Source organism: uncultured Algibacter sp. (assembly GCF_963976535.1).
Lineage (GTDB): Bacteria > Bacteroidota > Bacteroidia > Flavobacteriales > Flavobacteriaceae > Algibacter_B.
The window spans coordinates 1-13,728 of record NZ_CAXBLF010000011.1 but is presented as its reverse complement, the minus strand read 5'-3'; the positions used below and the strand labels follow the sequence as shown (position 1 = coordinate 13,728).

Sequence of the window (13,728 nt, the reverse complement as noted above, 5' to 3'; positions counted from 1 at the left end):
AGAAGTGCAATAACTGGCAATTGAAAACTGCCAACTGAATACTATAAGAGAATGAGCGAATTAAGTGTGAATCACTTATTAGGAATTAAGTATCTTAACAAACAAGATATCCAACTTATTTTTGAAACTGCCGATCATTTTAAAGAAGTGATTAACAGACCGATTAAAAAGGTGCCTTCGCTTCGAGATATTACCATTGCTAACTTATTTTTTGAAAATTCTACCAGAACAAAATTATCTTTTGAACTTGCTGAAAAACGATTATCTGCTGATGTTATTAATTTTTCATCAGGGCAATCTTCAGTTAAAAAAGGAGAGACTTTAATTGATACGGTAAACAATATTCTGTCTATGAAAGTAGATATGGTTGTGATGAGACATCCTAATCCCGGAGCAGGCGTGTTTTTGTCAAAGCATGTGAATGCAAGTATTATAAATGCCGGTGATGGTGCTCATGAACACCCAACACAAGCCTTATTAGATTCTTATTCTATTAGAGAAAAACTTGGAGATGTTAAAGGAAAAAAGGTGGTTATAGTTGGAGATGTTTTACACAGTAGAGTCGCACTTTCAAATATATTTGCACTGCAATTACAAGGTGCTCAAGTGATGGTTTGCGGCCCGAAAACGTTGATTCCTAAGTATATTGACAAACTTGGAGTAAAAGTTGAAACAAATTTACGTAAAGCTTTGAATTGGTGTGATGTAGCAAATATGCTTCGTGTGCAAAATGAACGCATGGATATAAGTTATTTTCCTTCAACTCGAGAATATACTCAACAATTTGGAGTAAATAAAAACTTGCTTGATTCTTTAGATAAAGAAATTACTATTATGCACCCCGGACCAATAAATAGAGGTGTAGAAATTACTAGCGATGTTGCAGATTCAAAACAATCTATTATATTAGACCAAGTTCAAAATGGTGTAGCAGTAAGAATGGCAGTTATTTATTTACTGGCATCAAAAATAAAACAATAGATTATGATATTTGACCAAAACGGAAATACAGCTATAATCACACAGGAAAAGGTTTCGGTTATAGAGTTGGTTAAAAAGCTACAGGCTTTGTATCCAAAATTTAAGAACAATAATATTATTGTTGCTTTAACTAGTTTGGATGTTTTAACTCAAGCTGAAATAGTAGAATTTCTAGAATTATCAAACACACATAAAGTTTCAAAACATTCGTTTGTTATCGTTTCTGATAAAATAGACTTAGATGTTGTTCCTGATAAACTTGTTGTAGTGCCAACTCTACAAGAGGCTTACGACCTTATTGAAATGGAAGATATGGAACGTGACTTAGGATTTTGAAAAGTTTGTTGTTTAGCTGTTTGTCGTTTAATCGATACAACTTAACAACTTAACAACTCAACAACATACATGAAATTAACCATATTAGGATGTTACAGTGCCACACCGCGCACTTTAAATAATACCACATCGCAAGTTTTAGAAATTAACAACCACATGTTTTTAATTGATTGCGGTGAAGGTACACAGGTGCAATTACGTAAACACAAAATTAAGTTTAATCGTATTAAGCACATTTTTATATCGCATTTACATGGCGATCATTTTTTTGGTTTAGTAGGTTTAATTTCTACGTTTAGATTACTTACTAGAGAAACTGATTTACATATTTATGGGCCAAAAGGCATTAAAGAAATAGTGACGCTTCAAATGAAATTTGCTGATTCTTGGACAAACTATAATCTATATTTTCATGAGCTGACATCGAAGAAATCAGAATTAATTTTTGAAGATGAAAAAGTTGAAATTTATACCATTCCGTTAAATCATAGAATTTATACCAATGGTTTTTTATTTAAGGAAAAAGAAGGTTTGCGTAAATTAAATGTGAACGCCGCAGAAGATGCAAACATTAATATGGCTTATTATAGAAAGCTAACACAAGGTTTTGATGTTGAAAATGAAGACGGTATAACTATAAAAAATGAAACGGTTACAAAATCTGGTCTTAAACCAAAAAGTTATGCTTTTTGCAGCGATACCATGTATAAAGAAGATATTATTCCAATTATAAAAAACACAGATGTCTTATATCACGAATCTACTTTTTTAGAGCAACATGCGCATTTAGCATTAAAAACAAAACATTCAACAGCAAAAGAGGCAGCCCGTATAGCTAAACAAGCTAATGTGGATACTTTGATACTAGGCCATTACTCAACACGCTATGGTAGTATTGAGGCTTTTAAAGACGAAGCTAAAGTCGTTTTTGATAAAGTAGAATTAGCTGAAGATGGTAAAACCTTCGAGTTTTAATGAAACTCCTTTAAACTCTCCATCCAGTTAATTGCTTCTTTCAAAGACATGCAACGCTTAATACTTTTCTTAGTGAACTGTTTTTCTAATGATGCATTCATGTATGTTGAATTGTTATACATAACAATAGCACTAGCGACAATTAGGTTATATTTCTCATCAATTTTTGTCCAATTATTAGGGTCAATTGAATAATCCTTGATTCTGTTAGAAATGAATCCTATTTTAGCGTTACTACCATAGAAATCAATTAGTTTTTGAGCAACTAATTCTGTTTTTTTCCAATCAAAATGGACACCTTCATGTAATTCGCCAATAAAAAATTTTTCACACAAATAATAAGTACCGAATGGCATTTCTAATTTGGTATAATTTGCTGTTTTACTATACGAGTAATTCTCAAAATTCATAAAATGTTAGGGTTGGTAATACTAAGGTAGCAAGTATATCGCAACATTCAACCCTAAAGGATATTAAATTTTTGTTATTTTCTGTCTATTGAAGATAGACTCTTTATTCAGAGTACTTTATTTTTTAATATTTTTATAACCTAATCAATCAGAAATTTTTTTTCGTCCGGATTTTATTTTATTGCCAAGTATAAGAATCATTGTCTACTATTTGATTAATCATATTGCTCATTTCTAAAAGAAAATATGTGCTTTGAACGGATAGTATTTTAAATCTTCAAACTCACACAGATGAACTCTAGGTATAATAACTTATTGATTTTCGCAATACGCTTTAAACCTTACCAACCAGGTATCCAATCGCTTTTTAAACATATTTCGGAAAAATTTTGTAATTAGTTTTATAAAAAAGACTCAAGTACATGACAAAAATTTAGAATAGAACTATAAACCGCACATATATAATATATTACGTCTTTTTCGTTACGTATCTCACAGGGTTTTAAAACCTGTAAGGTTTTTGTTAACCTGAAAATTGTGAGTAGTTTATTTCTCAAAATTAATTTTTGTCATGTACTAAAGCACCAGTAAATAGTTAGTTCTTTGTTTAGAAAAGCTATAAAAAATTTTTTAATATTAATCATCTTTTTTTCTTAAGCTGACATTGAATTATAAGCACCAATTAACGATGGGTATTTTTTCACTAAAAGCCCACAAATAATAAAATGAGCCCTATAAAGGTTTCTACAAAAAGCATTTTGTGTAAATTTGAACATATATATAAAATATTTATTTTACAGATATTAATAATGGAAAAGGATTTAAGCAATTATAGAAAATCTTACGAAAAAAGTGAACTACTTTTAAATGAGGTGCCAGAGAACCCTTTAGAATTGTTTCAAAAATGGTTTTATGAGATTGATATGCATTTTGCAGAAGATGAAACTAACGCCATGACCATTTCAACAATAGGTTTAGATGGTTATCCAAAGAATAGGGTAGTGCTACTTAAAAAATACACCTACGAAGGATTTATTTTCTATACTAATTATAATAGTGAAAAAGGAAAGGCTATTGATGCTAACCCAAATGTTTGTTTATCTTTTTTTTGGCATGGTGCTGAACGACAAATCATCATAAAAGGTAAAGTTGAAAAAATTGCTAAGAATTTGAGCGACGGTTACTTTGAATCTAGACCACGTGGCAGCCAATTAGGAGCTATAGTATCTAACCAAAGTGAAGTTGTAATGAATAGACAACAACTTGAAGATAAACTCTTAAAATTAGAAATTGAATACCAAGGAAAGGAAATTCCTAGACCTGAATATTGGGGTGGTTATATAGTAAAACCAGTTGAAATTGAATTTTGGCAAGGTCGCCCAAATAGACTTCATGACCGTATTCTATATAAACTTCAAGACGACTACAGTTGGCAGATTAATCGATTATCTCCATAAAATATCGCTGAAATACACTTTTTAGATTAAAAACAATGTATTTCATCGATAAAAAACATATAAAATCGATGAAATACACGTGTTTCATCGATTTTAACAATTCATTAACATTTACTTCAAGATAGGCGGTTAATTTTACATAACCAAATCTAAATATACTTAACCTATGAAGTATCTAATCAAGTTGCCATTATTGGCTTTACTTACTATTTTTACATTTTCTTCATGTTCTACAGATAGTATGGATGATAAAGCTGATACTATGGAATTAAGTCTTACTACACAAGAGGCTAAAACTATTGAAGTAGAAATTCTAGAACTTATAAATAACCATAGATTGACTTTAGGGTTAAATCCTTTAGGCGATATGAATATTATAAAATCTGTTGCAAATAGTCATACAGATTATATGGTTGTTAAAGATGAAGTATCTCATTATAACTTTTTTACCAGAAGTAATTATTTAAAGTCGAATGTAGGTGCTCAAAAAGTATCAGAGAATGTAGCTTTTGGTTATAGTTCTGCAGAATCTGTTGTAAGAGCTTGGATTAAAAGTGAAGCGCATAAAGCAATCTTGGAAGGTGACTTTACAAATTTTGATGTTTCCGCAGAAAAAAATGAAGAAGGTAGATGGTATTACACCAATATATTTATAAAAAAATAGTAGTGTTTTAAATTTAGCACTAAAGCGAATAACCGATTTAATTTTCTGATTAATAGCTAAATAGTGCCTGTTCGGAAACACATCAATATTAAATTTGTTTCTTTTCGCCCTCTTTCCATTTGTTTTTAATCGCTTGATGCTAAGGCATCAACTCATAAAAAGTAAATAAAAATAACATCAAAAATAATTCAAATTATAAAAATTGTCTGTTTGCGACCAGACACTAAATAAGAAATGGAATAGGTTATTATTAATAACTTAATTGTTATTAAATCTAGCTTTAGGTAAAAATCCTCTCATAACTGAGTGGATTTTTTATTTAATGCTTATAGTACCATTTCTGTATAAATCTAGCGCTTCATTTAGTATGGACTCAATCGTTTTTATTGGAATATTTAGATTAGGATTAACTTTGAAAATTTTCATGCGTTTACGTTTACCTGCTTCTAATTTTGGATGATTAAGATATGCGCCTTCAACGAGTAATAAGTAGGGTTCTTCGGTTTTATTATCAATCCAGAAATAACAAAACATTTTATTTTTATAGCAAAAACAGGGCATTCCATACTTTTTTGTTTCTGTAATGTCTTTGTTTTGCTTAATTATAATGGCTTGTAAACTTAATAAGCAGCTTTTGTTTGGTTCGTTTTTATTTAGATAAAAACTAGTGTTTTCATTCATAATTTTAACGATCTCATGATTTAGGAAACTCAGTTTTTGGTATTAGTTATAACTCAAAAACATCATTAATTCTACCGATTTTAAAGCCTAAATCTGTCACTTTTTTGGCTTCATTACTATTTGGGTCAATTACTGGATTTGTATGGTTAAAATGAATAAAAACCACTTTATTCTTTTCCTTATGGTTTAGTTCTTCAAATTTTTCAAGGCTTTCAATAATAAAAGGGTGCGGAATTTGAGAAATATCTCTGTTATTTATTTCTTTGCCACTATAAAATGCAGCGTCTAAGAAGGCATAATCTACTTTTTTTATTTCATCAAGAATATCTTTGTCCCATTTATGCCATTTATCTATGTCTGGAATAAATAAAGCACTTTTGTTTGGTCCTACAATTTTATAGCCTACTGTTTCTGAATATTCATCTCTATGAGGAACTAAAAATGGGGTAACTTGAATGGTGTTAGATAGTTGAATTGCTTTTTCATTTTCCAATTCATTTAATTTGATATTTTCTCTTGCTACAAGTTGACTCCAAGGCCCGTTATTAATTAGAAATTCTTTCATTCTTGGCATTGTATAAACTGTTGTGTTTTTAGCATCCATAGCTTCCTTACCTAAAAACATTAATCCTGTATAATGGCCAATATGAGCGTGAGTTAAAAATATCCCATCTGCTATTTCCTTATTGCTTTGCGCTTCATAGTTAGTTAGCATTTTCATTTGCCTTGCTATGTCTGGAGTTGCTTCAAATAAATAGGTTTTATTATTTTGTGCGTCAATTAATCCGAGTGAAACTATTTGTCTACTATTATCTGGATTTTCAAAAAGATTGATACAGCATGATTTGTTACATCCAATTTGTGGAGAGCCAGCATCTTGAATAGTTCCAAGTATAACTATTGAAGTGCTGTTTATATTTAATTCTTTAGTGCTTTTTTCTTCAAAAGTATTAATTGAAGATTTTTTGTTTGAACAAGAAAGAATAAAGATTATCAAAAAAAAGATGCTATATTTTTTCATTTCTAATATGCCTTAATCAAAGACAAAGATTAATAATATTCCTATGCATCTAATTTAACGAATAATATTCAGTTCTTATTTTAAATCTATTTTTTAATAAAAAACCACTAAAAGAAATTTTCTTTTAGTGGTTTTATAATAATTAAGTTAGGTTTATATTATTTCATTTTAACAACAATAAATTGTGTACGTCTGTTTTTCTGATGTTGCGCTTCTGTACATTTTGTAGTACTATCACAGCCATTCGTTAATTTTTCTTCTCCGTAGCCTTTATAATCTATAATTCTATCTGGATTAACACCTTTATTAACTAAGTATTTATAAGTAGCATTTGCTCTGTCTTGAGAAAGCTTGTAATTATAATTTGCAGGACCTCTTGAATCTGAATAAGACTCAATTCTAATGGTCATGTTAGGGTGTATATTCAGCATGGTATTTACCATGCTATCTAATTCTTGTAAATCTTCATTTCTAATTTTAGAACTATTGTAAGTATAGTAAATAGGGGATAGCTTTACTATTTCTGTAATTTCTTCAACTTTTGCTTCTGGTTGCATCGAAAAATCATTGGTAACTGTCTTTACGTTTCTATCAATACTTTTTGATGTTAAAGCGTTTTCATAATCTACAAATCCATCTTTATTAACTTTAACTACATAATCAGCATCTCTATCAATGTTAATAGAATAGTGTCCATTATTATCTGTTTGAAGTTTAGCAATTACATTATTATTTATATCAAGCAAAGTAACCATAGCATTGCTAATAGGGCTGTTGTTGATAGTATCATAAACAGTTCCGTCAAGGTTTAATTGAGGAAGTCTATCATAAGCATAAATATCATCGCTACCAACACCACCATGTCTATTGGATGCAAAGTACCCAGATAAACCATCTTCATTCATAAAAAATGAAAAATCGTCTTTACTTGAGTTTACTGGAGTTCCTAAATTAATAATACTAACAATATTTTTACTTTCATTTGAAACCGTTCCGAAAACGTCTAATAAGCCTAATCCTGGATGACCATCTGAAGAAAAGAAAAGTGCACCTTCACTATTGATAAAAGGAAATTTCTCATTTTTGTTTGTATTTACAACAGATCCAACGTTTTTTGGTTTTCCGAAAGTACCATTATGAATATCAACATAATAAATATCAGAACCGCCTTTTCCTCCAGATCTATCTGAAGCAAAATATAGTTTTGATTCATCTTCACTTAAAGCCGGATGAGCGTTTGAAAAATGATTACTATTAAAAGGAAGTTCTTCAATATTTGTCCATTTATCCTCAACTAAAGAAGCTTTATATATTTTTAAGTTTGAAATACCTTCATTGTTTCTTCCTAAAATATTTTTTATAAAATCTGTTCTAGAAAAATACATGGTTTTACCATCTTTAGTTAAAGTTAGTGGTCCATCGTGATATACAGAGTTTACTTGTCCTTTTAATTTCGATTTACCATTTACAATGCTATCATTTGCATTTTTGTGAATAACATAAATATTAAGAAAGGGCTCTTCATCCCAACCATTTATATGTTTTTTTAAATCACCTTTATCTCTTGAGGATGTGAAGTAAATATTACCATCATGCTCATAAGCTCCAAACTCACTAAACTTTGAATTGAATTTAATGTGCTTTAAAAAGTATTGTTTTTTAGCATTGAAAATAGAGTTTAAGAAATCAGAATCTTTTAAAAATCGTTGTTCTTCAATATTTCCACCAGCATCTTTAAACTGTTTCATCCATACGCGAGACGCTTCATAATCTTTAACGCCTCGTAAAGCTTGAGAATAGTTATAATAGTATTCTATGGGAACATTGTTTTGTTTAACCGCTTTTTCATAATACACTACGGCACTATCTGGATTTCTCAAGTAAGCATAACTATCCGCTAATTGTCTGGTCGCATAATCAGTGTTAAAACCCTCATTAATTAAATCGTGATAAGCGTTTGTAGCTTGAACAAAAGCAAAATTATTAAATAAATTGTCTGCTTTTTTTTGCGTATCATTTTGTGCAAAAGCACAAATAGTGATAAGCAAAACTATACCTGTTATTATGTAGTTTTTTAATTTCATTTGGGGTCTTATTTAATTAAAAATCCTATACTTTTTACTTTATGTCTTATCTACGCAATTAGGTTTTGCGCTGTCTATTCCATTTTTACTACAATAAATTGTGTACGTCTATTTAACTGGTGATCTTGCTCTTCGCAGTCTTCACCATCTTCACAGCCATTTGTTAATCTACGTTCACCAAAACCTTGATGCTCTGTAATTCTTGAAGAATCTATACCTTTTGAAACTAAATATTCATAAGTTGAATTTGCTCTATCAATAGATAATTTATCATTGTATGTTAATTCACCTCTTGAATCGGTATGTGATTCAATACGGATTATCATTTCTGGATAATCGTTTTGCATTAAACGTACAATTTTATCTAATTGAATTGCCGCATCATCTCTAATAGTATGACTATCAAAATTAAAGTAAATAGTATTTAAATCTATCTCAGCAAGTTTTACAACATTTTGTACTGGATTTAATAATAAATTAGCGCTGATCGTTATTAATTCAGTTTGGATGTTTCTAGAGTTAAATTCTCGATAATCATCAATATATTTATCTTGATTTGCAACTATTTTATAGTCTTTATTTCTATCAATATTTATTTGAAAATACCCATTTTCGTCGGTTTCCATAAAAGCCACTTGATTATCGTTTTCATCAAATAAAGTTATTTTGGCTCCTATAACAGGATTGGTATTAATAGCATCAGTTACAACACCTTCAACATGAAGAACAGGTTCTCGGTGGAATGCATAAATATCGTCACTACCACGACCACCTTGACGATTAGACGCAAAGTAACCGGTAATGCCATCAGCGTTCATTGTAAATGAAAAGTCGTCTTTATTTGAGTTAACAGGCACCCCTAAGTTTATGACATCTACTATTGTATCCTCATCGTCACCTTTAATAGTTGCGAAAACATCTAACATGCCTAAACCTGTATGTCCATCAGAAGAGAAGAACAAAACACCTTCATTATTTATAAAGGGAAATCCTTCAGCACTTTCTGTGTTGATAATATTTCCTAGATTTTGGATATCCCCAAGTGTACCATCTAGAGCAATATCTACTTTCCATATATCAGACCCACCAATTGTTCCTGGTCTATCAGATGTAAAATAGAGTTTAGTGTCATCCGTATTTAATGCTGCGTGTTGGGTTGAGAAATTGTCACCATTTATTGAAAGATCTTCAACATTAGTCCATAAGCTATCTACGAAAGTTGCACGGTAAATTTTCATGTTAGTTAACCCTTTTTTATCCTTTACTTCAATATCATCTTTGAAATTATTTCTTGAGAAGTACATGGTTTTTCCATCCTTTGTGATTGTAACCGGACCATCATGATAAATGGAATTTACATCACCAGGAAGTTTTGCCGTATGGTCAACATTTTTTTTTGAGCCAGCTGGAGCAACATATATATCTAAAAAAGGTTGTTCGTTCCATCCATATAAACGCTTAATAGCAACACCTTCGTCACGAGCAGAAGCAAAATATACTTTTCCATCATGCTCTATGGCTCCAAAATCACTATATTTTGAATTGAAGCGAACTCTATCCAAAAAGTATTGTTGTTTTGCGCCAAATACACTGGTTATGAAATTAATATCTTTTGAAAAATCATTTGCATCTACAACACCACCAGAATCTTTATAACGTTTAAGCCATATTTGAGATTCATCGTATTTTTTCATGCCACGAAGCGATTGTGCATACTTGTAATAGTACTCTACAGGGACGTTTTTCTGCTTAACAACACTTTTATAAAATCTTGAAGCATTTCTTGGGTCTCTTAAAAATGCGTAACTATCTGCTAGCTTTCTTGTAGCATAGTTTCTGTTATAATTATCCTGAACAAGTTCTCTGTAAAGTTTTGCTGCTTTAACAAAAGAAAATTTATTGAATAATGTATCTGCTCTTTTTTGCTTTCCTTGTTGAGAAAAGACTGAAAAACTTAGCATAATTGCAACACAAACTAATATGTAATTTTTAGTATTCATAGAAAAATTTGTATTAAAAATATCTAGGTGATTTTAATTTAGAACTCAAGAATTTAAACTCATACATAAGTATTATCTCGTGAGTTCCACTTGTAAAGTCAGTTATCTCGGATCTTGGTTTTTCGTAAGCATATCCAATTAGAAGTTGTCTTGAAATTTGAAAACCAGCAAAACCACCAATAGCAGCAGTTAGTTCATTTATTCTATAAGAACCACCTAGCCAAACTTTTTCGTTATATAAAAAACTAGAAGTTAAATCATAAGAAACAGGAGCACCGTTAGTAGCTTTAATTAAAACAGATGGTCTGAATTTGAATGTTTTATTAAGATCAAAAATCCCACCAGCTGTAAAGTAATAACTAATATCATCTAAAGCCTCAAAATCTCTATTTGTATTACTACTATTATTTAATATCCTTGGAGCAGATAAACTTGCATAAATTTTATCTGTACTCCAATAAACACCAGCACCAACATTTGGAGCCCATCTATCTTCTGTTCCGTAAATTAGTGGGTCATTTTGGTTATCTTCATTTAAACGAAAATTGGCATCAAAACTAAACTGAGTAAATCCGGCCTTTAAACCAAATGCTAATTTCCCATCTTTTCCTGTTGGAATACTATATGAAAAATCGCCATATAAATATGTAAAATTTTGTGGCCCTAAATCATCTTCAATTAACGATAAACCTAAACCTATTCTGTCATTTCTAAGCGGCGTATGTATAGATAGTGTTTGTGTAATAGGACCGCCCTTAAAGCCAACCCATTGGCTTCTATGCAATCCAACTATACTTAAAGCCTCTCTACTTCCTGCATAAGCTGGGTTTATTGAGATTGTGTTGTACATATACTGTGTGAACTGCGGTAATTGTTGCGCAACCCCAACCGTACAGCTTAACAACGCAATAGCGATTATATTATGTTTTAAAAGTTTCATAGGTTAAGATATTATTTTGTTCCTAAATAAACTGGACCAGTTATTGGATTCAATCCACTGTTTCTTAAATTAACGATATAATAATATGTTCCGTTTGGTAATTTTCCGTTATTCCCGATAGATGATTTAGGTGATGATCCATTCCAATCTCCAAATGTACCCGATCCTGATTTTAAACTACCTAAGGTATAATCGTTAGACTCATATACTAGGGCTCCCCAACGGTTAAATATTTTTATTTCAGCAACAAAACCACATAAATCAATGCCTTTAATATCAAACGATTCATTAAAACCATCTCCATTTGGTGTAATTGCAGTTGAAATACTTATATCCTTTTCGCCGCAAGGCAAAACTCTACATTTGGCATCAACAATCATTAGGACGTCAGTAACATTTATACAGCCGCTTTGGAAGCCAGTATGTCTTAATACATATTGAATTCCATCAGTATTAGGATTAAACTCTTCAGAATATGCAGAATCTAAATTAGTAGGGTCAAAAATACTACCGTTTATAGTTGCTATTGGGCTACCTTCAATAATTTCCCAACTACCACCAAAAACACCATCCGCTAAGAAATCATCTAAGTTTATAACCCCATTATCAAAACATCTGTCTTCAGCAACAACTTCATTTAAAATTTCATCAAGTGCTACATTTAATGTTTGAGTATAAACTTCTTCATTATTACAAGCATCTCTAACTGTCCAAGTTCTAACAATTTGATAATCTGCAATTACATTTTCGTCAAATGAATTTGTTTCATTGAATACAACAATTATGTTAGAAGAACAGTTATCAACAAATTCTACTTCGGGTACTTCAGGAATATCAGTACAACTTACATCAAGCGTTGAAGCAAAAGTTGTAGCTGGTACTGGTGCCGTTGTATCTTGTACAGTAATAACTTGAGTATGTATAGTTGTTAATCCACACTCGTCAGTAGCAATCCAAGTACGTGCTAAAGTATAGCTGTTAGGGCAATTTCCATTAGTTCTTACATCACTTACAGTTACTGTTGCATTACCACAATTATCAGTTGCCGTTAAACTTGATGTATCAGGTATTGCATCACATTCAACAGTCGTATCTCTTGGTAAAGATTCTACAAATACTGGAGGCGTAGTATCTTGAACAATTATATTTTGAGTGTGTGTAGTTGTTAATCCGCAAGCATCAGTAGCTACCCAAGTACGAACTAAAGAATAACTGTTTGGACAATTTCCGTCAGTTCTTGAATCACTAACTGAAACAGTAGCTGAACCGCAGGTATCAGTAGCTGTTAGTGTTTCAGCTACAGGAATAGCATCACATTCAACTACAATGTTTGCATTAGGTAATATGGTCTCAACAAAAACAGGTGGTGTACTGTCTTGTACTGTAATTGTTTGAACGTGAGTATTAGTAACACCACATTCATCTGTAGCAGTATAAGAACGAGTTATTGTGTAGTTATTAGGACAATTCCCGTCAGTTCTTTCATCATTAACAGTTACCGTAGCAATACTACAATTATCTGTTGCTGTTAAAGTTTCTTGAATAGGGATACTGTCACATTCAACAACTACATCTATAGGAAGCACAATTTGATCAAATTCTGGAGCAGTTGTATCTGCTGTTGATATGATTTGATTTGCACTAGCTGCGTTTCCACAAGCATCGGTAGCAGTCCAAGTACGAGTGATTGTAAAATCACCAGAACAAGTACCGTTTACTGTTACATCGCTAAAAGTTACTATAGGGTTTTCATCACAATTATCAGTTGCAGTAGCAGTACCAAAACTTATAGGCGATAAATCGTCACTACATTCAGCTGTTATATTAGGTGGTAATGTAAGTACTGGAGCGATAGTGTCATCTACAAAAATAGTTTGCGAAACGTTAGTAAAGTTACCACAACTATCTGTTATGGTATAGGTTCTGATGACTTCAATCGGGCAAGAACCAGAGGGGCTATCCGAACTAGTTATCACCAGATTATCATCTGAAGTACAGGCATCAGTAATCGTTAATCCAAGTGAATTAAGGTCAGACATTGTATTTACCGCCGCTGTCGCATCAGAAGCTACACAACCCTCAACAGTCGTTGTTTGTATTGTGCCAGATACTGTTGGGTTCGTTGTATCATTCACATTAATAATTTGAGACGCCGTAGTATTGTTGCCACAGGCATCCG

Annotated in this window: 12 protein-coding genes; 5 read left to right on the top strand and 7 right to left on the bottom strand. The window is 31.4% G+C overall.

The features are described 5' to 3' along the window. Positions 1–51 precede the first annotated feature (51 nt). The 3 genes from AAC024_RS05125 to AAC024_RS05115 all read left to right on the top strand — a co-directional run bounded on the left by AAC024_RS05125 (position 52) and on the right by AAC024_RS05115 (position 2,292). Positions 52–981 (top strand): aspartate carbamoyltransferase catalytic subunit, encoded by a 930-nt coding sequence (locus AAC024_RS05125; RefSeq protein ID WP_339894140.1) that lies wholly within the window; start codon positions 52–54, stop codon positions 979–981. Positions 982–984: 3 nt separating this feature from the next. Then, positions 985–1,317 (top strand): ribonuclease Z, encoded by a 333-nt coding sequence (locus AAC024_RS05120; protein ID WP_339894139.1) that lies wholly within the window; start codon positions 985–987, stop codon positions 1,315–1,317. A gap of 69 nt (positions 1,318–1,386) precedes the next feature. After that, complete coding sequence (locus tag AAC024_RS05115) at positions 1,387–2,292, top strand: ribonuclease Z (protein ID WP_339894138.1); 906 nt, start codon at positions 1,387–1,389, stop codon at positions 2,290–2,292. On the opposite strand, the gene AAC024_RS05110 is transcribed toward AAC024_RS05115, so the two are convergent. Then, positions 2,289–2,702, bottom strand: coding sequence for a hypothetical protein (locus tag AAC024_RS05110; protein WP_339894137.1), 414 nt, complete (start codon positions 2,700–2,702; stop codon positions 2,289–2,291). The genes AAC024_RS05115 and AAC024_RS05110 overlap by 4 nt on opposite strands. A gap of 809 nt (positions 2,703–3,511) precedes the next feature. Here AAC024_RS05110 and pdxH point away from each other — a divergent pair. Both pdxH and AAC024_RS05100 read left to right on the top strand, forming a co-directional pair. After that, complete coding sequence (pdxH, locus tag AAC024_RS05105) at positions 3,512–4,159, top strand: pyridoxamine 5'-phosphate oxidase (protein ID WP_339894136.1); 648 nt, start codon at positions 3,512–3,514, stop codon at positions 4,157–4,159. A gap of 166 nt (positions 4,160–4,325) precedes the next feature. Then, positions 4,326–4,823, top strand: a complete 498-nt coding sequence (locus tag AAC024_RS05100) for a CAP domain-containing protein (protein ID WP_339894135.1) — start codon at positions 4,326–4,328, stop codon at positions 4,821–4,823. A 315-nt stretch (positions 4,824–5,138) separates the two neighbouring features. Here the strand turns inward: AAC024_RS05100 and AAC024_RS05095 are convergent, their stop codons facing one another. From AAC024_RS05095 to AAC024_RS05070, 6 genes are all read right to left on the bottom strand, one after another. Next, positions 5,139–5,504, bottom strand: a complete 366-nt coding sequence (locus tag AAC024_RS05095) for a DUF1801 domain-containing protein (RefSeq protein WP_339894134.1) — start codon at positions 5,502–5,504, stop codon at positions 5,139–5,141. A 46-nt stretch (positions 5,505–5,550) separates the two neighbouring features. Next, positions 5,551–6,501: an MBL fold metallo-hydrolase gene (locus tag AAC024_RS05090; protein ID WP_339894133.1), complete on the bottom strand. Its 951-nt coding sequence runs from the start codon at positions 6,499–6,501 to the stop codon at positions 5,551–5,553. A 182-nt stretch (positions 6,502–6,683) separates the two neighbouring features. Next, on the bottom strand, positions 6,684–8,609 hold the full coding sequence (locus AAC024_RS05085) for an OmpA family protein (RefSeq protein ID WP_339894132.1): 1,926 nt from the start codon (positions 8,607–8,609) through the stop codon (positions 6,684–6,686). 74 nt (positions 8,610–8,683) lie between these two features. Next, complete coding sequence (locus AAC024_RS05080) at positions 8,684–10,609, bottom strand: OmpA family protein (protein ID WP_339894131.1); 1,926 nt, start codon at positions 10,607–10,609, stop codon at positions 8,684–8,686. 13 nt (positions 10,610–10,622) lie between these two features. Beyond that, positions 10,623–11,549, bottom strand: coding sequence for a type IX secretion system membrane protein PorP/SprF (locus tag AAC024_RS05075; protein WP_339894130.1), 927 nt, complete (start codon positions 11,547–11,549; stop codon positions 10,623–10,625). A gap of 11 nt (positions 11,550–11,560) precedes the next feature. After that, positions 11,561–13,728 (bottom strand): gliding motility-associated C-terminal domain-containing protein (locus AAC024_RS05070; protein ID WP_339894129.1); only part of this gene is annotated, 2,168 nt, incomplete at its 5' end.

Coding starts and splice junctions, on each gene's coding strand:
- AAC024_RS05125 (WP_339894140.1), top strand. CDS start 52: ATGAGCGAATTAAGTGTGAATCACTTATTAGGAATTAAGTATCTTAAC.
- AAC024_RS05085 (WP_339894132.1), bottom strand. CDS start 8,609: ATGAAATTAAAAAACTACATAATAACAGGTATAGTTTTGCTTATCACT.
- AAC024_RS05110 (WP_339894137.1), bottom strand. CDS start 2,702: ATGAATTTTGAGAATTACTCGTATAGTAAAACAGCAAATTATACCAAA.
- AAC024_RS05120 (WP_339894139.1), top strand. CDS start 985: ATGATATTTGACCAAAACGGAAATACAGCTATAATCACACAGGAAAAG.
- AAC024_RS05080 (WP_339894131.1), bottom strand. CDS start 10,609: ATGAATACTAAAAATTACATATTAGTTTGTGTTGCAATTATGCTAAGT.
- AAC024_RS05100 (WP_339894135.1), top strand. CDS start 4,326: ATGAAGTATCTAATCAAGTTGCCATTATTGGCTTTACTTACTATTTTT.
- AAC024_RS05115 (WP_339894138.1), top strand. CDS start 1,387: ATGAAATTAACCATATTAGGATGTTACAGTGCCACACCGCGCACTTTA.
- pdxH (WP_339894136.1), top strand. CDS start 3,512: ATGGAAAAGGATTTAAGCAATTATAGAAAATCTTACGAAAAAAGTGAA.
- AAC024_RS05095 (WP_339894134.1), bottom strand. CDS start 5,504: ATGAATGAAAACACTAGTTTTTATCTAAATAAAAACGAACCAAACAAA.
- AAC024_RS05075 (WP_339894130.1), bottom strand. CDS start 11,549: ATGAAACTTTTAAAACATAATATAATCGCTATTGCGTTGTTAAGCTGT.